Source organism: Pseudomonas gessardii (genome assembly GCF_001983165.1).
Classification (GTDB): domain Bacteria; phylum Pseudomonadota; class Gammaproteobacteria; order Pseudomonadales; family Pseudomonadaceae; genus Aquipseudomonas; species Aquipseudomonas gessardii.
The window spans coordinates 1-18507 of the sequence record NZ_MNPU01000020.1 but is presented as its reverse complement, the minus strand read 5'-3'; the positions used below and the strand labels follow the sequence as shown (position 1 = coordinate 18507).

17 protein-coding genes are annotated in these 18507 nt (G+C 62.8%); 8 read left to right on the top strand and 9 right to left on the bottom strand.

All coding sequences use genetic code 11. From position 1 onward, the window contains the following. Window positions 1–31 precede the first annotated feature (31 nt). Entirely contained in the window at window positions 32–358 is a 327-nt protein-coding gene (locus tag BLL38_RS15430; RefSeq protein WP_076963336.1) for an ElaB/YgaM/YqjD family protein, read from the top strand. Here BLL38_RS15430 and BLL38_RS15425 read toward each other — a convergent pair. After that, window positions 355–1251 carry a LysR family transcriptional regulator gene (locus BLL38_RS15425; RefSeq protein ID WP_076963335.1) on the bottom strand — a complete coding sequence of 299 codons (897 nt, stop codon included), beginning with the start codon at window positions 1249–1251 and terminating at the stop codon, window positions 355–357. The two genes, BLL38_RS15430 and BLL38_RS15425, sit on opposite strands and share 4 nt — an antisense overlap. Before the next feature lie 110 nt (window positions 1252–1361). Between BLL38_RS15425 and trpB the strand changes: the two genes are divergently transcribed. The 3 genes from trpB to BLL38_RS15410 all read left to right on the top strand — a co-directional run bounded on the left by trpB (window position 1362) and on the right by BLL38_RS15410 (window position 5322). Then, window positions 1362–2588, top strand: coding sequence for a tryptophan synthase subunit beta (gene trpB, locus BLL38_RS15420; RefSeq protein WP_076963334.1), 1227 nt, complete (start codon window positions 1362–1364; stop codon window positions 2586–2588). After that, on the top strand, window positions 2589–3398 hold the full coding sequence (trpA, locus tag BLL38_RS15415) for a tryptophan synthase subunit alpha (RefSeq protein ID WP_076963333.1): 810 nt from the start codon (window positions 2589–2591) through the stop codon (window positions 3396–3398). It begins immediately after the preceding gene. Between the two features lie 256 nt (window positions 3399–3654). Next, the gene (locus tag BLL38_RS15410; RefSeq protein ID WP_076963332.1) at window positions 3655–5322 is read left to right on the top strand and encodes a BBE domain-containing protein; all 1668 of its coding nucleotides are present in this window, start codon (window positions 3655–3657) and stop codon (window positions 5320–5322) included. A gap of 32 nt (window positions 5323–5354) precedes the next feature. On the opposite strand, the gene BLL38_RS15405 is transcribed toward BLL38_RS15410, so the two are convergent. The 6 genes from BLL38_RS15405 to BLL38_RS15380 form a co-directional block, all read right to left on the bottom strand. Beyond that, complete coding sequence (locus BLL38_RS15405; RefSeq protein WP_076963331.1) at window positions 5355–6671, bottom strand: MFS transporter; 1317 nt, start codon at window positions 6669–6671, stop codon at window positions 5355–5357. A gap of 166 nt (window positions 6672–6837) precedes the next feature. After that, window positions 6838–7986 carry a galactonate dehydratase gene (gene dgoD, locus BLL38_RS15400; RefSeq protein ID WP_076963330.1) on the bottom strand — a complete coding sequence of 383 codons (1149 nt, stop codon included), beginning with the start codon at window positions 7984–7986 and terminating at the stop codon, window positions 6838–6840. Window positions 7987–8032: 46 nt separating this feature from the next. Then, on the bottom strand, window positions 8033–8653 hold the full coding sequence (locus BLL38_RS15395) for a 2-dehydro-3-deoxy-6-phosphogalactonate aldolase (protein WP_076963329.1): 621 nt from the start codon (window positions 8651–8653) through the stop codon (window positions 8033–8035). Window position 8654: 1 nt separating this feature from the next. Continuing rightward, window positions 8655–9620: a 2-dehydro-3-deoxygalactonokinase gene (locus BLL38_RS15390; protein ID WP_076963403.1), complete on the bottom strand. Its 966-nt coding sequence runs from the start codon at window positions 9618–9620 to the stop codon at window positions 8655–8657. A 175-nt stretch (window positions 9621–9795) separates the two neighbouring features. Beyond that, window positions 9796–10122: a DOPA 4,5-dioxygenase family protein gene (locus BLL38_RS15385; protein ID WP_076963328.1), complete on the bottom strand. Its 327-nt coding sequence runs from the start codon at window positions 10120–10122 to the stop codon at window positions 9796–9798. 31 nt (window positions 10123–10153) lie between these two features. Beyond that, complete coding sequence (locus tag BLL38_RS15380) at window positions 10154–11104, bottom strand: choline sulfate utilization transcriptional regulator (RefSeq protein ID WP_076963327.1); 951 nt, start codon at window positions 11102–11104, stop codon at window positions 10154–10156. Between the two features lie 103 nt (window positions 11105–11207). Between BLL38_RS15380 and betC the strand changes: the two genes are divergently transcribed. From betC to BLL38_RS15365, 3 genes are all read left to right on the top strand, one after another. After that, window positions 11208–12722 (top strand): choline-sulfatase, encoded by a 1515-nt coding sequence (gene betC, locus BLL38_RS15375; RefSeq protein WP_076963326.1) that lies wholly within the window; start codon window positions 11208–11210, stop codon window positions 12720–12722. Between the two features lie 19 nt (window positions 12723–12741). After that, complete coding sequence (gene choX, locus BLL38_RS15370) at window positions 12742–13659, top strand: choline ABC transporter substrate-binding protein (RefSeq protein ID WP_076963325.1); 918 nt, start codon at window positions 12742–12744, stop codon at window positions 13657–13659. 74 nt (window positions 13660–13733) lie between these two features. Further along, window positions 13734–15296 carry a SulP family inorganic anion transporter gene (locus BLL38_RS15365; protein ID WP_076963324.1) on the top strand — a complete coding sequence of 521 codons (1563 nt, stop codon included), beginning with the start codon at window positions 13734–13736 and terminating at the stop codon, window positions 15294–15296. Between the two features lie 109 nt (window positions 15297–15405). Here the strand turns inward: BLL38_RS15365 and aroE are convergent, their stop codons facing one another. Next, window positions 15406–16230 carry a shikimate dehydrogenase gene (aroE, locus tag BLL38_RS15360; RefSeq protein WP_076963323.1) on the bottom strand — a complete coding sequence of 275 codons (825 nt, stop codon included), beginning with the start codon at window positions 16228–16230 and terminating at the stop codon, window positions 15406–15408. Next, entirely contained in the window at window positions 16230–17162 is a 933-nt protein-coding gene (hemF, locus tag BLL38_RS15355) for an oxygen-dependent coproporphyrinogen oxidase (RefSeq protein WP_076963322.1), read from the bottom strand. Before hemF ends, aroE begins: the two co-directional genes overlap by 1 nt. A gap of 160 nt (window positions 17163–17322) precedes the next feature. Between hemF and BLL38_RS15350 the strand changes: the two genes are divergently transcribed. Next, window positions 17323–18300, top strand: coding sequence for an NADPH:quinone reductase (locus BLL38_RS15350; RefSeq protein ID WP_076963321.1), 978 nt, complete (start codon window positions 17323–17325; stop codon window positions 18298–18300). Window positions 18301–18507: the final 207 nt, after the last annotated feature.

Below are 18507 nucleotides of genomic sequence, written 5' to 3'. Positions count from 1 at the left end.
AATGCCACTCAATCACTCCAGGAGAGCCCACATGGCCAACACCTCTTTACGCAAAGCGTCATTGGAAAGCATGGAAGCCGAGATTTCGAGCCTGCTCAAATCCCTTGAGAGCCTCAAGGACGATGCGTCTGACGAGTCGCGCAAAACCCTCAAGGCCCTCAAAAGCAATGCCGAGAATGCCCTCAAGCACTCCCGCCACCTGATCAGCGACGCCTACGAAGAAGGCAAAGTGAAAATCCGCGAAACCGGGGCGGCCACCCGTGACTATGCCCAGGAGCACCCTTGGACCACCGCCGGCGTTGCCGTTGGCGCCCTGGGCCTGCTGGCGGCCTACCTGCTGTGCAAGCGCGGTGACTAAGCCGGCTGGCGCGCCAGCTCAGCCTTGAGCCACTGCGCCAGCTGCCGGGCGCGCCCATCTGCGGCGCGCTTGGGTAACCACAACGCCAGGTGCGCCGGGGTTTGGCTAAAGCCCCACGGCGCCACCAGGCGACCGGCGCGCACGTCCTCCGCCACCAGCGGTTGCGGGGCGATCGCCACCCCCAGGCCAGCCACGGCCGCCTCCAGCAAATAATACAAATGCTCAAAACCCTGGCCGTACTGCAACGCGCCGGCCTCGATGCCATGGTGCTGCGCCCAGTTGGGCCAGGCTTGCGGACGCGAGGTGGTGTGCAACAGGGCTTCGCCCAGCAGGGCCTGGGCGGGCGCCTCGCGCAGGGCCTGGTAGTGGGCAAAGTGCGGGCTCATCACCGGGCCGATCCGCTCGCCAGCCAGTTCGTACACCTGCATATCCGCAGGCCATGGCGGTTCGGCAAACACCAGTAGTGCATCCAGGCCCGGCCGCCTGGGGTCAAGGTCGCCTTCGCCCGCCGACAGATGCAGGCGCAAATCCGGCAAGTCGGCATTCAGGCGCCCCAGCCGTGGAATAAACCAGCGCGCCAGCAAACTTCCGGAACAGCCAAGCACAAAGGGCGCGTCGGCGCTGCTCTGGGTCAACGCCCCGCACACATCCCGCAGGCGCTCGAACGCCTCGACGCTGGCATCGCGCAGCCGCACGCCGGCATTTGTGAGTTTAATGCCGCGCCCATCCTTGACGAAAAGACTCACGCCAAGGTGTTCTTCCAACACTTTCAGTTGTCGGCTGACGGCACCGTGGGTCACGTGCAATTGTTCGGCAGCCTGGCTGACGCTGTTGAGGCGGGCGGTGGCTTCAAATGCGCGCAAGGCGTTAAGCGGGGGAAGGTCTCGGCTCATCTGTGAGTTTTCCTGACAGGTTGCGGCGATCTTATCGGTTTTCACCGTACCGCGTCAGGGGGTAGAGTGGCCGTCATTGCCTCTCCCCTCTCTTCTTCCTGGAGCGCACCATGACCCAGTCCCAGACCGATTTACGCAACGGCCCTGACGCCAACGGCCTGTTTGGCGCATTCGGTGGCCGCTACGTGGCGGAAACCCTGATGCCGTTGATCCTCGACCTGGCCCGCGAATACGAAGCGGCCAAGATCGATCCGGCCTTCAACGAAGAACTGGCCTACTTCCAGCGCGATTACGTCGGACGCCCAAGCCCGCTGTATTTCGCCGAACGCCTGACCGAGTTCTGCGGCGGCGCCAAGATCTACCTCAAGCGCGAAGAGCTGAACCACACCGGCGCACACAAAATCAACAACTGCATCGGCCAGATCCTGCTGGCGCGGCGCATGGGCAAGAAACGCATCATCGCCGAGACCGGCGCCGGCATGCACGGCGTGGCCACCGCCACCGTCGCCGCGCGGTTTGGCCTGCAATGTGTGATCTACATGGGCACCACCGATATCGAGCGCCAGCAGGCCAACGTGTTCCGCATGAAGCTTTTGGGCGCGGAAGTGATCCCGGTGGTGGCCGGCACCGGCACCCTCAAGGACGCGATGAACGAAGCCCTGCGCGACTGGGTGACCAACGTCGACAGCACCTTCTACCTGATCGGCACCGTGGCTGGCCCGCACCCGTACCCGGCAATGGTCCGCGACTTCCAGGCCGTGATCGGCAAGGAAACCCGCACCCAGTTGCAAGCCCAGGAAGGCCGCCTGCCGGACAGCCTGGTGGCGTGCATCGGCGGTGGCTCCAACGCCATGGGCCTGTTCCACCCGTTTCTCGATGACACCAGTGTCGAGATCATTGGCGTCGAAGCCGCAGGCTACGGCATCGAGACCGGCAAGCACGCGGCCAGCCTCAATGGCGGCGTACCAGGCGTGCTGCACGGTAACCGCACCTTCCTGTTACAGGACGACGACGGCCAGATCATCGACGCCCACTCGATTTCCGCGGGCCTCGACTACCCCGGCATCGGTCCTGAGCATGCGTGGTTGCACGATATCGGCCGCGTCCAATACACCTCGGTAACTGACGACGAAGCCCTCGACGCCTTTCACAAATGCTGCCGCCTGGAAGGGATTATTCCTGCACTGGAAAGCGCCCACGCCCTGGCCGAAGTGTTCAAGCGCGCACCGAGCCTGCCCAAGGATCACCTGATGGTGGTCAACCTGTCGGGCCGTGGCGACAAGGACATGCAGACCGTGATGCACCATATGGAACAGTCTCAGCAGGAGAAACACTAAATGAGCCGCCTGCAAACCCGCTTTGCGCAACTCAAGGAACAAAACCGCGCCGCCCTGGTGACCTTCATTACCGCCGGCGACCCGGGGTATGACACCTCCCTGGCGATCCTCAAGGGCTTGCCGGCAGCCGGTGCCGATGTGATCGAGTTGGGCATGCCCTTCACCGATCCGATGGCCGACGGCCCGGCGATCCAACTGGCCAATATCCGCGCGTTGGGCGCCAAGCAGAACCTGGCGAAAACCCTGCAGATGGTGCGCGAGTTCCGCCAGGGCAATAGCGACACGCCACTGGTGTTGATGGGCTACTTCAACCCGATCCATATGTACGGCGTGCCGCGCTTTATCAGTGATGCCAAAGAGGCCGGCGTCGATGGCCTGATCGTGGTCGATATGCCGCCGGAACATAACAGCGAACTGTGCGACCCGGCCCAGGCCGCCGGCATCGATTTTATCCGCCTGACCACGCCCACCACCGACGATGTGCGCCTGCCCACGGTGCTCAACGGCAGCTCCGGGTTTGTGTACTACGTGTCGGTGGCCGGTGTGACCGGTGCCGGTGCCGCCACCCTGGAACACGTGGAAGAAGCCGTCGGCCGCCTGCGCCGGCATACCGACCTGCCAATCAGCATCGGCTTCGGCATCCGCACCCCGGAACAGGCCGCCGCCATCGCCCGCCTGGCGGACGGTGTGGTGGTGGGGTCGGCGCTGATCGACCATATCGCCAATGCCAGCCACGACCAGCAAGCGATCGATGGGGTGTTGAGCCTGTGTGCCGCGCTGTCGGAAGGTGTACGTAACGCCCGTAAGTAACGGTGGGCGGGCTTGCTCGCGATGGTCGTTAACGATGACGCAGGATGCCTGACACCCTGCGGCTTTTTATCTGACACCATCGCAGGCAAGCCGGCACCTGCATTTTTGGACTAGGCTGAAGCGGGCAGGCTACCTGCCTTCACTCACCGTACTTCATGCCTATTGCCGTCTAACCGCCTCGGCACTCTGCAGTTCTTGCCTTCCCGGTCGTTAAGTTAGCCGCATCAGAAGTCATTCTGTCTCTTTGGAGCACAACATGGCATTTGATCTCGTCACCTCCTCGGACCGCCGTCATTCCACGCTGCAAAAGGGTTTCAACCTGCGTTGGCCGTTGGGCAATGTGCAGGGTGAGTCGTCGCCCAATGGCGCCAGCCGGATCTATATCTGCTACAGCGAACAAGACATTATCGACGCCGCCGCCCAGGCCCTGGCGCTCGCCGATGGGCGCATTACGGTACGCAGCGGCGGCCATTGCTATGAAGGTTTTGTCTCCAACCGAATGCCCGGCCACCCCAACGAAACCCTGTCGATCCTCGATATAGGCCGACTCAAGACCCTGGCGTATCAAGCCGACGGGCAACTGCGCTCGGTGCTGGTGCCCGAGGCGCCCTATGGCTACCAATTCCGCGTGGCGGCCGGCTGCCAGAACTGGGACACCTATGTGGCGCTGTACACGGCCGCCAGCAAGACCCTGCCCGGTGGCTCCTGTTATTCCGTGGGCGCCGGGGGGCATATCTGCGGTGGCGGCTATGGCTTGCTGTCACGCAAGTACGGCCTGACCTGCGACTGGTTGTCCGGCGTCGATATCCTGGTGCCCAACCCCCAGGGCACGGGGCTGCTGGCCACCCATGTGTCCCGTGAAAGCAGCGACGCCGATGAACTGGACCTGTTCGCCGCCTGCTGTGGCGGCGGGGGTGGGCAGTTCGGCATCATTACCAGCTATTACTTCAAGGCACTGCCACAAGCGCCAAAGGAGGTGTATTGGCTGGTGCTGGAATGGGATTGGGCCGACCTCACGCAACCGGCCCTGGAGCGTCTGCTTGAGACCTACCAGGCCTGGTTTGCGAACAATCAGGCGAATACCAACACCTGGGGCCTGGCGACAAAACTGGAAATGCGCCATCAGAACACCGGCAACGTGACCCTGGGTATTCATTACGTGGACAAGGATGGCTTGCTCGATGACCTGGCGCCTTTCGAGGATTTTGTCGCCACGATGCTCGCCGCCGTCGCCGTGCGCGCCACCGAGTCGATCCCGCCGTTTTATGTGGTCCACCTGCCGCGCGGCAGCCAGGCCGGGCGCACGATCGACTCACTGTCCAGCGCGCACCAGGCCGCCAGGCGCATGGATTGGCTACCGTTCAGTCAATCGGTCAACGGTTCCGGCGATAACCAGCGGGGTCGTTACAAGTCGGCCTATCAAAAGGGCGTGTTCACCCCCCAGGTGCTGTCGGCCATCTGGGCAACCCTCACCCGGCCAGACCCGGATAAATACCTGACCCAAAGCCTGATCCAGATCCAGTCGTTTGGCGGGTGTATCAATCAGCCCGATGGACCCACACGGGCACAAAGCTCGGTGGCCCAGCGCTCGTCGTATCTCAAGTGGCAGCCGCAATGCTACTGGCGCGATGCCAGTGCCGAGGCCGACCAGGCCCATGCCGACTGGATTCAAGGCCTGTATTTCCAGGCCTTCGCTGACAGCCAGGGCGTGCCGCTCAATGATCAGTTCGAGGGGTGCTACATCAACTACCCGGACCTGGACATGACCTACCTGGGCGGGAACCCGGCCAATGGGAAAAATACCCAGTGGTACCGGATCTTTTTCCCGAACACCATTATCGAAAGCCGCCTGCGCCGTACCAAAAAGCGCTGGGACCCGTTGAATATCTTCCGTAACGAGATGTCGGTGCCGACCACGCCGTAGCCGGGGTAGAACGGGCGACCCCGGGTCGCTCGTCACTCCTTGAGTTCGATGCGCTCGACCTTGCCCACCAGCAATATGTAGGACAGCGCACCGAGCAACGCCAGAACGGCAATATAGGTGATCGCCGGCGCAAACGAATCGCCGGTGGCCAGAAAGCCGATGACGATCGGCGTGGTGATCGCCGCCAAATTGCCGATGAAATTGAACACCCCGCCGGTCAGCCCCAACAGCCGGGCCGGGGCCAGGGTCGACACCAGCGACCAGGTGATCGAGGCCAGGCCGTTGCCGAAAAACGCCACGGCCAGGAACGCAATCACCCACGGCGTCGAGTCGACGAAGTTGGCGCCGATGATCGCCGTGGAGATCAGCAGGCCGCTGATGATCGGCAACTTACGGGCAAAGCCTACCGAGGCGCCACGGCGGATCAGCCAATCGGAAAACAGCCCGGAACACAACACCCCGACAAAGGCGGCGAGGAACGGCAGCGAGGCGAGCAGGCCGGACTTGATGAAGTCCATGCCGCGATATTTCACCAGGTAGGTCGGGAACCATGTCAGGAAAAACCACAGGGTCGAGTTCAGGCAGAACTGGCCCAGGTAGATGCCCCACAGCTTGCGTTTGCTCAAGACGATGCCCAGGTCGACCCAACTGAAGGGGGCCTTGCGCTTGGCGGTTTGCGCCTCCAGGTCTACCAGCCCGCCGCCGGCGCGGATCAGCTCGATTTCTGCGCTGTTGACCCCTTTGAAATCCCGTGGCTCGCGGTACACCGCGTACCAGACCACCGCCCAGAGAATGCCCACCGCACCGGTGCTGATAAACACCATGTGCCAGCCATAATGGTGCTGCAACCAGGCCAGCACCGGGGTCAGGAACGCCAGCCCGACGAACTGCCCGGACGTGTAGAAGCCAATGGCCGTGGCGCGCTCACGCTCGGGAAACCAACTGGTGACCACCCGGCTGTTGATCGGATAGGCCGGCGCTTCCAGGGCGCCTACGGCCATGCGCAACACGAACAGGGCAATAAAGCTTGCGGCAAACCCCAGCATTACCGTGGCAATCGACCACAGCAGCAGGGCCGCGGTGTACAGAATGCGCGGCGGCACCCGGTCCACCAGCCAGCCGCCGGGGATTTGCATGGCGGCGTAGGTCCAGCCGAACGCCGAGAAAATCAGCCCGACGTGCACCGGGTCGATCCCCAGGTCACTGGTCAGGGCCGGCGCGGCAATCGACAGGTTGCTGCGGTCCAGGTAGTTGATCACCACCGTGATAAACAGCAGGACCATGATGAAGTAACGCTTGCGGCTGGGCGTGACAAGGGACGCCTGCCCGGTGAGGGTTTCAGGATGCATGAGGGGGAGCCTCTTATTATGTTTATTGAGGTCGGTTAACGGCTATCTGACTGTGGAAACCGGGCTAACGGTGGGAGCTGGCTTGCCTGCGATGGCGGTGGAACATTCACTATCGCTATCGCAGGCAAGCCAGCTCCCACACTGACCGCGCTCCATCAGATGAAAATCACCACTCGGCAAAACTGCCATCGGCATGCCGCCAGATCGGGTTGCGCCAGCGGTGACCAATGGCCGCGCGCTCGATCACGTATTGCTCGTTGATCTCAATCCCCAGGCCCGGCCCGTTGGGGATCTTCACAAAGCCCTGGTCGTAGTCGAAAACACCCGGGTCGCGCACGTAATCGAGCAGGTCGTTGCTCTCGTTGTAGTGAATGCCCAGGCTTTGCTCCTGGATAAACGCGTTGTAGCAAACCGCGTCCAGTTGCAGGCACGCCGCCAGGGCGATCGGCCCCAGCGGGCAGTGCAGGGCCAGGGCCACGTCGTAGGCTTCGGCCATGTTGGCGATCTTGCGGGTTTCGGTGATGCCGCCGGCGTGGGACGCATCCGGCTGGATGATGTCGACATAGCCTTCACTGAGCACGCGCTTGAAATCCCAGCGCGAAAACAGCCGCTCGCCCAGGGCAATCGGGGTGCTGGTCAGGGGCGCCAGTTCCTTGAGCGCTTCGTAGTTTTCGCTCAGCACCGGCTCTTCGATAAACATCAGCTTGTACGGGTCCAGCTCTTTCATCAGCACCTTGGCCATGGGCTTGTGCACCCGGCCATGGAAGTCCACGCCGATACCGACATTCGGGCCGACCGCATCGCGCACGGCGGCGACATTGGCCAGGGCCTGGTCGACCTTGTCAAAGGTGTCGAGAAATTGCAGCTCCTCGGTGCCGTTCATCTTCACCGCCGTAAAGCCACGGGCCACAGCTTCCTTGGCCGCACGGGCGGTGTCGGCCGGGCGGTCGCCGCCGATCCACGAATACACGCGGATCTTGTCCCGCACCTGGCCGCCCAGCAGGTCGCTGACCGACACGCCGAGGGCCTTGCCCTTGATGTCCCACAACGCCTGGTCGATACCGGCCAGGGCGCTCATATGGATCGCGCCGCCCCGGTAGAAGCCGCCGCGATAGAGCACGGTCCAGATATCTTCGATATTGCGTGGGTCTTTGCCGATCAAGTAGTCGGACAGTTCTTCGACCGCCGCCGCCACGGTATGGGCGCGGCCTTCAACCACGGGCTCGCCCCAACCGGTTACGCCGGCGTCGGTTTCCACTTTGAGGAAGCACCAGCGCGGCGGCACGATAAAGGTGGTCAGTTTGGTGATTTTCATCTGCTTGTCTCTCTTGTCGGATGCAGCGCCGGGGCGCCAGGCACACTCAGTTCAAGGCGTTCCAGGCAGCGACATACGCCTGGGCACGGCCCGCCACCTGCTCGACACTCATACCGGGCTTGAACAGCCCGGAGCCCAGGCCAAAGCCCTTGACCCCCGCGTCGACGAACACCTGCATGTTGTCCGGGGTAATCCCGCCCACCGGCAGCAACACCGTGCCGGCCGGCAACACCGCCAGCCAGGCCTTGACCACCGCCGGGCCCATTTGCTCGGCCGGGAACAGCTTCAGCACATCAGCGCCTTCGGCCAGGGCGGCGAAGGCTTCGGTGGGCGTCGCGACCCCGGGCGACAGGTACAGGCCTGCGGCTTTGGCGGCGCGCAGCACCTTGGCATCGCTGTGGGGCATGACGATGACCTGGCCACCGGCCGCCTTCACCTGTTGCACCTGCGCCGCGGTCAACACCGTGCCGGCACCGATCAGGCAATCAGCCGGCAACGTCTCACGCAGGGTGCGGATGCTGGTGTAGGGATCGGGCGAGTTGAGCGGCACTTCGATCACCCGGAACCCGGCCTGGTACAACACCTGGCCGACAGCGGCGGCCTCGTCCGGGCGCAGGCCGCGCAGGATGGCGATCAAACCGTTTTGTGTGAGTGCTTGCTTGAGCATGTCAGGCCTCGATGGCAGGTTGAGTGAGCCCGGCGGCCAGCGCCAGTTGCCACAGGCCACGTTCGCTCGCTGCTTGCGCAAGGCTGACGTGGCTGAAACCACACCGGGCGAGGGCGCGTTGGTAGCGGGCACAGAGGGCAGCGGCACCCACCAGGATGATCGGCGTGGTGCGTGCACGGTCGGGCAAGCCGGCCAGTTCATGGCCGATCAGCAGGCCGGACAGGTAGTCCGGCTGCTGCTCGGCAGTCAACTCGGCGGTCAGTCCCAGGGTGCGCGCACTGAACAGCGTCGACAGCACACCGCGCCGGCCATCCCCTGAACGTGCCACTTGCACGCCCCGGTCAAAGGCCTCTGCCTGGAACTGCCCGGCGCTCTTTTGCGTACGCCCGAGCAGGCTGTGCTTGCTCAGCACTGCAAACAGTTCGCCGGTCATGAAGGTGTCGAAGTGGGTGATGCAGCCATCGACCACCTCGACCCATTTGGAATGGCTGCCAGGCAGGCCGATCAATAATTCACCGCCGGCAGGCAGGCTTTGCAGTACGCCGAGCACCTGGGTTTCTTCGCCGCGCATCACATTGGGCAAGCCGACCTGCTCGATCACCCCGGGCACGATATGCACCTCGACACCGCGCAGGCTGCGTACCTTGTGCAGCGCCTGGCCCAGGCCTGCGACATCGACCGGCGTATTGCGGTAAGGCGCCTGGCCCCAACCCTGGGCGCTGCCGACCATGCCGCAGGCGATCACCGGCAGATGGGGCTGGGCCTCCAGCCAGTCGCCACAGGCGCTATCAAACGCCAGTTCAAAACCATCGCTGCAGTGAACGCCGGCAATCAACCGCGGTTCGCTGGGCAAATGCATGATCCCCGACGCCAGCGAGCGCTGTTCGAGGACCTGGCCACCGGGGCCGAGTTTATAAGCACGAAGGGAACTGGTTCCCCAATCGAGCGCGATCAATTGCGCCGGCATCGCTTCACCTGGAATGTGGGTGCTGAAAAAGCAGATGGCCGAATATAAACCCAAGGTTTGAAACATCTCAATATATAAATATCAATCCCATATATTGGAACAATAAAAAGAAAATCCCTACGCAATCGTGCTTTTTATCGCACGCAAACGTAAGGATTCAGCTGACTGTAACCGGTTAAAAAATCGACAGATCCAACGGACGCATGGCCCCCATCCAGATCGCGTAGTCGGTGTGGTCCTTCAGGTCATCACCGGTCTCGGGATGCAAGAACACCACCAAGCCATTGCGATTGAGCGCCAGCCACGGCAGTGCCACACCAATGTACTGGGGGTCGAACGCCAATTGGCAGCTCCAGTCCGGGTGGGGCCCCACCGGCCGCTCATGCATGCGCCCCCTGTGCAGCGGGAAGATGGCCGCCGCGTCCTCACAGAGCTTGCGCGCCTGCTCGATCGTGCTGGCGTCGAAGTAGATATGGGCGTGATAGCCCTTGATACATGGCATGACAGGCTCCGGGCTCGTTGATCGGCCGATCCTAGACCGCAATCGACGGCAGGGCCAGCCCGGCCAGGGACTGCACACTGCCGGCCTGCTCGGCCATCAGCCACTCGACAAACCGCTCGATCAACGGCCCACGCCGTTTGCGCTGGGGCAGTACCACGTAATAGCCAAAGCGCGAGATCACCGTGCCGTCAATCGGCCGGCACAGCCACTGCTGCTCCAGCAGGTTATCCACCAGGTGACGCCAGCCAATGGCCACGCCCTGGCCGGCAATCGCCGCCTGGATCAGCAGGGTGTAGTTGTCAAACCGCAGCGGCCCCGGGGTCGGCGCGGCGGTGATCCCCAGTTCGCGAAACAGCCCGTTCCAATCGAACCACTGGCTGTGGCTTTCCTGGCGCAGGTGCAGCAACGGCAACGCCTGCAGGCTCTGCAGCGACAGTGGCGTGGTACGGCCCTTGAGCAGTTGCGGGCTGCACACCGGGAACACTTCCTCGTTGAACAACCACTGGCTGTGGCCCTGGCGAAAACGCCCATCGCCAAACAGCACGGCCACATCGATGTCACTGCGCAGGGTCGCGTGGTTACGCTCACTGGTGACCAGGCTCACATCCACCTGCGGGTTGGCTTCATGAAAGCGATGCAGGCGCGGCATCAGCCAGTAGGCGGCGAACGCGAAGTCGGTCGCCACTTGCAACACTTCGTGCTGGTCCTGTTGCGTGATCAGCCCCAGGCCAGCCTCCATGCTCTGCAACCCGGCCTGGACGTGCTCGAACAACAACCTACCGGCGTCAGTCAATTCGATGCCGCGGTAGATGCGATCGAACAGGCGTACGGCCAGCTGCTCTTCCAGGCGCTTGATCTGCTGGCTGACGGCCGGCTGGGTGGTGCCCAGCTCCATCGCCGCCGCCGTGAAGCTGCGATGACGGGCGGCGGCTTCAAAGGCGCGCAACAGGTCCAGCGACAGGTTACCCAGGGCTTTATACATAAGCAGTACTTATCCTAGACATTGCTCTCTATGGGCTTTACCACGTATTCCATGGCCCCCATGCTCAATCGCATAAATATTGACTATGGAATGCCGAGAGACCATGAAGCGCAAGAACATTCTTTTCATCATGGCCGATCAAATGGCCGCACCGTTGCTTCCGTTCTACGGTCCTTCGCCGATCAAACTGCCCAACCTCAGCCGCCTGGCCGCCCAAGGCGTGGTGTTCGACGCCGCGTACTGCAACAGCCCGCTGTGTGCGCCGTCGCGTTTCACCCTGGTTAGTGGCCAGTTGCCGAGCAAGATCGGCGCCTACGACAACGCGGCGGATTTCCCCGCCGATATACCGACCTACGCCCACTACCTGCGCCGCCTCGGCTACCGCACGGCGCTGTCGGGCAAAATGCATTTCTGCGGGCCGGACCAGTTGCACGGCTATGAAGAGCGCCTCACCAGCGATATCTACCCCGCCGACTATGGCTGGGCGGTGAACTGGGACGAGCCCGACGTGCGCCCCACCTGGTATCACAATATGTCGTCGGTGCTGCAAGCCGGCCCGTGTGTGCGCACCAACCAGCTGGATTTCGACGAAGAGGTGGTGTTCAAGGCCCAGCAGTACCTGTTCGACCATATTCGCGAGGACGGTGACCAGCCGTTCTGCCTCACGGTCTCCATGACCCACCCCCACGACCCGTACACCATTCCCAAGCCGTTCTGGGATCTGTACGACGATAATGACATCCCAATGCCTACAACCCCGCCCCAGGCCGACCTGGACCCCCATTCCCAGCGCCTGCTCAAGGTCTACGACCTGTGGGACAAGCCACTGCCTGTGGATAAGATCCGCGATGCACGGCGCGCCTACTTCGGGGCGTGCAGCTACATCGACAGCAATGTCGGCAAACTCCTGCAAACCCTGCAGGACACCGGCCTGGCCGAGGACACCATCATCGTGTTCTCCGGCGACCACGGCGACATGCTCGGCGAGCGTGGGCTCTGGTACAAAATGCACTGGTTTGAAATGGCCGCGCGGGTGCCGCTGCTGGTCAGCGCGCCGGGGCAATTCCAGGCTGGGCGGGTGAGTGCGGCGGTGTCCACCGCGGACCTGTTACCGACCCTGGTGGAGTTGGCCGGCGGCGAACCGGACCGCCGATTGCCCCTTGATGGCCGCTCACTGGTCCCTCACTTGCTGGGGCAGGGCGGGCATGACGAAGTGTTCGGCGAGTACATGGCCGAAGGCACCATTGGCCCGCTGATGATGATTCGCCGGGGCGCCTACAAATTCATCTACAGCGAGGATGATCCCTGCCTGCTGTTCGATGTGCATAACGACCCCCGTGAACAGCAAGAACTCAGCCAGTCGCCGGCCCACCGCACGCTGTTCGACGCGTTCCTGGCCGAGGCGCAGGGCAAATGGGACATGCCCGCGATCCACCAGCAAGTGCTCGCCAGCCAGCGCCGCCGGCGCCTGGTAGGTGCGGCGCTGGCGCTGGGCAAACTCAAGAGCTGGGATCACCAGCCGCTGGTAGACGCCAGCCAGCAGTACATGCGCAACCATATCGACCTCGACGATCTGGAGCGCAAGGCACGTTATCCACAACCCTGCCAAAACCAATAAATCCAGTAAGGGGAAGGCCATGCAAACGTTATCCACAGTCGTGAGTGCCGTGCTGTTGTTGAGTGCGACCCAGGTGTATGCCGACGCCCGTTGCGAGACGGTAAAGATGGCCGACCCCGGCTGGAGCGACATTGCCGCCACCAACGCCATTACCGGTTTTCTACTGAGCGGCATGGGTTACAAGGCCAAGGTCGATACCCTGGCGGTGCCGATCACCTTTGGCGGGCTCAAGGACGGCCAGGTGGATGTGTTTATGGGCAACTGGATGCCCGCGCAGCAGGGTTTCTATGACAAGTTCGTGGCCAATGGCGACGTGGTGCAACTGGCCAGGAACCTCGAAGGCACGCAGTTCACCCTCGCGGTGCCGGACTATGTGTGGGAGGCCGGTGTGCGTGACTTTGCCGACCTGGATAAATTTGCCGACAAGTTCGACAAGAAAATCTACGGCATCGGCTCCGGCGCGCCGGCCAACCTTTCGCTGCACGAGATCATCAAGAAGAACGACTTTAACCTCGGCCAGTGGAAGCTTATCGAGTCCAGCGAACAGGCGATGCTCGCCGAAGTGTCCAGGGCGGTGAAGCGCGAGCGTTTCGTCACCTTCCTCGGCTGGACACCGCACCCGATGAACGTGCAGTTGAAGATGCGTTACCTCAAGGGCGGCGAAAAATACTTCGGCGACACCGGCAGCGTGTACACCCTGACCCGCAAGGGTTATGCACAGGCCTGCCCGAATGTGGCCAGGCTGCTGACCAACCTTAAATTTACCCAGGACATGGAGAACAGCATCATGGCCGAGATGGTGAACAACAAGGTCAGCCATGCCGACGCGGCGAAGGCATGGATCAGGGCCAACCCAGCGGTGCTGGAGCAGTGGCTGGAGGAGGTCAAAACCCTGGATGGCCAGGAGGCGTTGGCGGCGGTCAAGGCCAGGCTTTAATAGTGCCACCCTGTGGGACCTGGCTTGTGTTTGTGCTGATACCCTGACTCAAACCTTTCGACCTGAGCTGCCCAATGCCCCGGCCCCATACACTCTTCCCATTCCTGCGCTGGCTGCCACGCCAGACCCGCGCCAGTGTCGGCCGGGATGCACTGGTGGGCCTCAGCGGCGCGGTGCTGGCGTTGCCACAATCCATCGCCTACGCCCTGATCGCCGGCCTGCCTCCCGAATACGGCCTGTATGCGGCGATCATCCCGGTGCTGATTGCCTGCCTGTGGGGTTCGTCCTGGCATTTGATCTGCGGCCCGACGGCGGCGATTTCCATCGTGCTCTACACCAGCATCAGCCCGCTGGCAGTGCCGGGCTCCCAGGACTACATCACCCTGATCCTGTTGCTGACCTTGCTCGCCGGCGTCTTCCAATGGCTGTTGGGCCTGCTGCGCTTTGGCGCGCTGGTCAATTTCGTCTCCCATTCCGTGGTCCTCGGCTTCACCCTCGGCGCAGCGGTGGTCATCGCCCTGGGCCAGTTGCCCAACCTGCTGGGGCTCGACCTGCCCAGCCAGGCCACCGCCATCAACAGCCTGCTGGCGCTGATCGACCACGGCGGCGAGTGGGATCGCCCGTCACTGGCCCTCGGGCTCGGCACTTTGCTGGTGGGCGCGCTGCTCAAATACTGGGTGCCGCGCTGGCCGAGCCTGTTGATTGCCCTGACCGTGGGCAGCCTGATGGCATGGGCATGGCCGGCGATATTCGGGCAAGTGGCGCGGGTCAGCTCGTTTATCGGCCAACTGCCGCCGTTCAGCCCGTTGCCGCTGGACCTGGACATGATCCTGCGCCTGCTGCCCAGCGCCGTGGCGGTGGGCATGTTGGGGCTGGTCACCAGCCTGTCGATTGCCCGCTCGCTGTCGGCACGCTCGCAACAACTGCTTGATGCCAACCAGGAAGTGCGCGCCCAGGGTTTATCCAACATCGTCGGCGGATTTTTCTCCGGCTACCTGTCGGCCGGTTCCTTCACCCGCTCGGGCCTGAGTTACGAGGCCGGTGCCTGTTCGCCGCTGGCGGGGGTGTTTTCTGCGCTGTGGGTCGCGCTATTTGCGCTGTTCGGCGCGGGGTTGATTGCGCACATCCCGATCCCGAGCATGGCCGCCAGCATCCTGCTGATCTGCTGGGGCCTGGTGGATCATCGCGGCATCCGCGCGCTGTGGCGGGTCAGCCGTGCAGAATTTGTGGTAATGGGCCTGACCTGCCTGGCTACCTTGCTGCTGGAGCTGCAGACGGCGATCTATGCCGGGGTGCTGGCGTCGCTGTTTTTCTACCTCAAGCGCACCTCGCAGCCACGGGTGCAGCAATGGCGCGATGGGGAAGACGATGTGTTGCGGGTCGGCGGGTCGATCTTCTTTGGCGCCAGCCACTACCTGCAGGTGCGCTTGCAACGCCTGCAAGGCCAGCGAGTGGTGATCGAGGCGCAGCAGATCAACTTTATCGACTATTCCGGGGTGGAGATGCTGCATCAGGAAGCGCGGCGGTTGCAGGGGTTGGGACGCAGCCTGACGTTACGCCGGGCGCGACCGCAGGTGGTCGAAGAATTGAAAAAACTGGAAGGGGCCGACAAGTGCCCGATCCTTTTTGAAGACTGAACACGCTCAAAAATTGTAGGCGCTGGCTTGCCTGCGAGAGCGGTGTATCAGTTGGCACATCCGGCGCTGACCCAGCGCTATCGCAGGCAAGCCAGCTCCCACATTAGAATTAGTTAGCCGCCAGTTGTTTACGCAGCTCGGCCAGCACCGGCGCCGAATCCGGCCGTACCCCGCGCCACAGGTAGAAGGCTTCCGCCGCCTGCTCCACCAGCATGCCCAAGCCATCCATTGCCAGTGCCGCGCCGTGTTCAGTGGCCCAGCGGCAGAAGGCGGTCGGTTCCTTGGCGTACATCATGTCGTAGCAAAAGGTCTTGCCCGGCTCGACCAGGCTGCCGGCAATCGGCGGTACATCGCCTGACAGGCTGGCGGAGGTGGCGTTGATGATCAGGTCCACCGGCTCACTCAGCCAATCGAAACCGCTGGCGGAGACCGGCCCCAGGTCATCGAACAGTTCGGCCAGCCGCTCGGCCTTTTCCACGGTGCGGTTGGCGATGATCAACGAGGCAGGTTGTTGCGCCAGCAGTGGCTCCAGTGCGCCGCGCACCGCGCCGCCGGCACCCAGCAGCAGGATGCGCTTGCCCGCCAGGCGCAAGCCGGCGTTGACAGTCAAGTCGCGCACCAGGCCGGCGCCGTCGGTGTTATCGCCCAGCAGGCTGCCATCGGCCAGCTTGCTCAGGGTGTTCACCGCGCCTGCGCGTTGCGCGCGCTCGGTCAGGGCGTTGGCCAGGCGATAGGCCTCTTCCTTGAACGGCACGGTGACATTGGCACCGCGCCCATGCAGGAAAAACTCCCGGGCGCAGCCGGTGAAATCCTCAAGTGGCGCCAGCAGAGTGCTGTAGTCCAGCGCCTCGCCCGTCTGCTCGGCAAACAGGCGATGAATCAGCGGCGACTTGCTGTGGCCGATGGGGTTGCCGAACACCACATAACGATCCATCAACTGGCCGCCTGGGGCGCAGCAAGGCCGAGCCAGTCACGGTCTTGCAGGAAATAGTCGGTCAGGCGCGCTTCTTCGCTGCCGGCGGCGGCCTTCCAGTCATAGCTCCAGCGCACTTGCGGGGGCAGCGACATCAGGATCGACTCGGTACGCCCGCCCGATTGCAGGCCGAACAGCGTGCCACGGTCGTAGACCAGGTTGAATTCCACGTAGCGCCCACGACGGAACTCCTGGAACTGCCGCTGCTGCTCGGTATAGGCCATGGCCTGGCGACGTTGCACGATCGGCAGGTAGGCGTCGATGTAGGCGTCGCCAATAGCGCGGATAAAGGCAAAGCAGGTGTCGAAGTCCCACTCGTTCAAATCATCGAAGAACAGACCGCCAATACCCCGGGGCTCGTTGCGATGCTTGATGTGGAAGTAGCTGTCGCACCAGGCCTTGTAGCGTGAGTAGACGTCCGCGCCAAACGGCGCGCAGGCCTGCTCGGCCACGCGGTGCCAGTGGATGCAATCTTCTTCGTTGGCGTAGTAGGGCGTCAGGTCAAAGCCGCCACCAAACCACCACACCGGCTCTTCGCCTTCTTTCTCGGCGATGAAAAATCGCACATTGGCGTGGGACGTCGGCACATGGGGGTTATGCGGGTGGATCACCAACGACACACCGAGGGCTTCAAAACCACGACCGGCGAGTTCCGGGCGGTGGGCACTGGCGGACGGTGGCAGGCCGCTGCCGAAGACGTGGGAAAAGTTGACGCCGCCTTTTTCGATCACGCTCCCGTTCTCGATCACCCGCGTGCGGCCACCGCCACCGGCTGGGCGGGTCCAGGCGTCTTCGATAAAGCGCGTGTCCGCCTCGAAGGTTTCCAGGGCGCTGCAAATGCGGTCTTGCAGGTCGAGCAGGTAGGCTTTTACAGCCTCGGTGCGGGTAGTCATGGCATCACCTTGAATCGGGCAAAGCTACGCGAGGCCATTGGGCGTCGGCGGCAAAGGGGCGCACAGGATACCACCGCACCGGGCGCTGCCACAGTTGACGAAGATCAAGCATAGGAGTCCGATAGGAGCCTTTCGCGAAACAGACTTGAGGACAGTGCAGATGGCCAAACGTATCCAGTTCAGCGCCCATGGCGGCCCCGAAGTACTTGAGTATGTGGACTACACACCAGCGCAGCCCGGCCCACAGCAGGTTCGGGTACGGAACAAGGCCATTGGCTTGAATTTTATCGACACGTATTTTCGCAGTGGCTTGTACGCACCACCGGCCCTGCCCTCGGGCCTGGGCGCGGAAGGGGCTGGCGTGGTCGATGCGGTGGGCAGCGAAGTCACTCAATTCAAGGTCGGCGACCGCGTGGCCTACGGCAGCGGCCCTCTGGGGGCCTACAGCGAGTTGCACGTGTTGCCGGCGGCCAACCTGGTGCATCTGCCGGACGCAATCAGCTTTGAACAAGCCGCTGGCGCCATGCTCAAGGGCCTGACCGTGCAGTACCTGCTGCGCCAGACCTATGAGTTGCAAGGCGGTGAAACCATCCTATTCCACGCCGCTGCCGGTGGCGTCGGTTCCCTGGCCTGTCAGTGGGCCAAGGCCCTGGGTGTGAAGCTGATCGGCACGGTCAGCTCGCCGGAAAAAGCCGCCCTGGCCAAATCCCTTGGCGCCTGGGAAACCATCGACTACAGCAGGGAAAATGTCCCACAGCGGGTGATGGAACTGACCGACGGCAAGAAATGCCCAGTGGTGTACGACGGCGTCGGCAAGGACACCTGGCTCGCCTCGCTGGACAGCGTCGCGCCCCGTGGCCTGCTGGTGAGTTTCGGCAATGCGTCGGGCGCGGTGGACGGGGTGAACCTGGGGATTCTGGCAGCGAAAGGCTCGCTGTACGTGACCCGGCCGACGCTGGCGACCTACGCCAACAATCCGCAGAACCTGCAGGCCATGGCCGATGACCTGTTTGGCATGATCGCAAGCGGCAAGGTGCACATTGATATCAACCAGCGCTTTTCGTTGGCGGATGCGGCGAAGGCGCAGGTGGAGTTGTCGGGGCGGCGGACCACTGGGTCGACCATTTTTTTGCCATAGGATCTCGGTTGTTTGGCAGACCGCTATCGCGGGCAAGCCGCTCCCACATTCGACCGATTTCCAGCATGGGAATGCGCTCGAATGTGGGAGCAACTGTCTTCAACATGCCATTCGTCACCTCCATTCGGTGCCGTCACGCAGCATGGCATTCAGTCTGATAAGCAGTATCCGCATGCAGGCAATGAGCGCGACTTTCGCGCTCTTGCC

What these genes read in the sequence shown, in the direction of transcription:
- betC (WP_076963326.1), top strand. Translation starts at nt 11,208, where the DNA reads ATGAAGCGCAAGAACATTCTTTTCATCATGGCCGATCAAATGGCCGCA.
- BLL38_RS15365 (WP_076963324.1), top strand. Translation starts at nt 13,734, where the DNA reads ATGCCCCGGCCCCATACACTCTTCCCATTCCTGCGCTGGCTGCCACGC.
- BLL38_RS15385 (WP_076963328.1), bottom strand. Translation starts at nt 10,122, where the DNA reads ATGCCATGTATCAAGGGCTATCACGCCCATATCTACTTCGACGCCAGC.
- BLL38_RS15350 (WP_076963321.1), top strand. Translation starts at nt 17,323, where the DNA reads ATGGCCAAACGTATCCAGTTCAGCGCCCATGGCGGCCCCGAAGTACTT.
- BLL38_RS15410 (WP_076963332.1), top strand. Translation starts at nt 3,655, where the DNA reads ATGGCATTTGATCTCGTCACCTCCTCGGACCGCCGTCATTCCACGCTG.
- hemF (WP_076963322.1), bottom strand. Translation starts at nt 17,162, where the DNA reads ATGACTACCCGCACCGAGGCTGTAAAAGCCTACCTGCTCGACCTGCAA.
- dgoD (WP_076963330.1), bottom strand. Translation starts at nt 7,986, where the DNA reads ATGAAAATCACCAAACTGACCACCTTTATCGTGCCGCCGCGCTGGTGC.
- BLL38_RS15380 (WP_076963327.1), bottom strand. Translation starts at nt 11,104, where the DNA reads ATGTATAAAGCCCTGGGTAACCTGTCGCTGGACCTGTTGCGCGCCTTT.
- trpB (WP_076963334.1), top strand. Translation starts at nt 1,362, where the DNA reads ATGACCCAGTCCCAGACCGATTTACGCAACGGCCCTGACGCCAACGGC.
- BLL38_RS15405 (WP_076963331.1), bottom strand. Translation starts at nt 6,671, where the DNA reads ATGCATCCTGAAACCCTCACCGGGCAGGCGTCCCTTGTCACGCCCAGC.
- BLL38_RS15430 (WP_076963336.1), top strand. Translation starts at nt 32, where the DNA reads ATGGCCAACACCTCTTTACGCAAAGCGTCATTGGAAAGCATGGAAGCC.
- trpA (WP_076963333.1), top strand. Translation starts at nt 2,589, where the DNA reads ATGAGCCGCCTGCAAACCCGCTTTGCGCAACTCAAGGAACAAAACCGC.
- choX (WP_076963325.1), top strand. Translation starts at nt 12,742, where the DNA reads ATGCAAACGTTATCCACAGTCGTGAGTGCCGTGCTGTTGTTGAGTGCG.
- BLL38_RS15425 (WP_076963335.1), bottom strand. Translation starts at nt 1,251, where the DNA reads ATGAGCCGAGACCTTCCCCCGCTTAACGCCTTGCGCGCATTTGAAGCC.
- BLL38_RS15390 (WP_076963403.1), bottom strand. Translation starts at nt 9,620, where the DNA reads ATGCCGGCGCAATTGATCGCGCTCGATTGGGGAACCAGTTCCCTTCGT.
- aroE (WP_076963323.1), bottom strand. Translation starts at nt 16,230, where the DNA reads ATGGATCGTTATGTGGTGTTCGGCAACCCCATCGGCCACAGCAAGTCG.
- BLL38_RS15395 (WP_076963329.1), bottom strand. Translation starts at nt 8,653, where the DNA reads ATGCTCAAGCAAGCACTCACACAAAACGGTTTGATCGCCATCCTGCGC.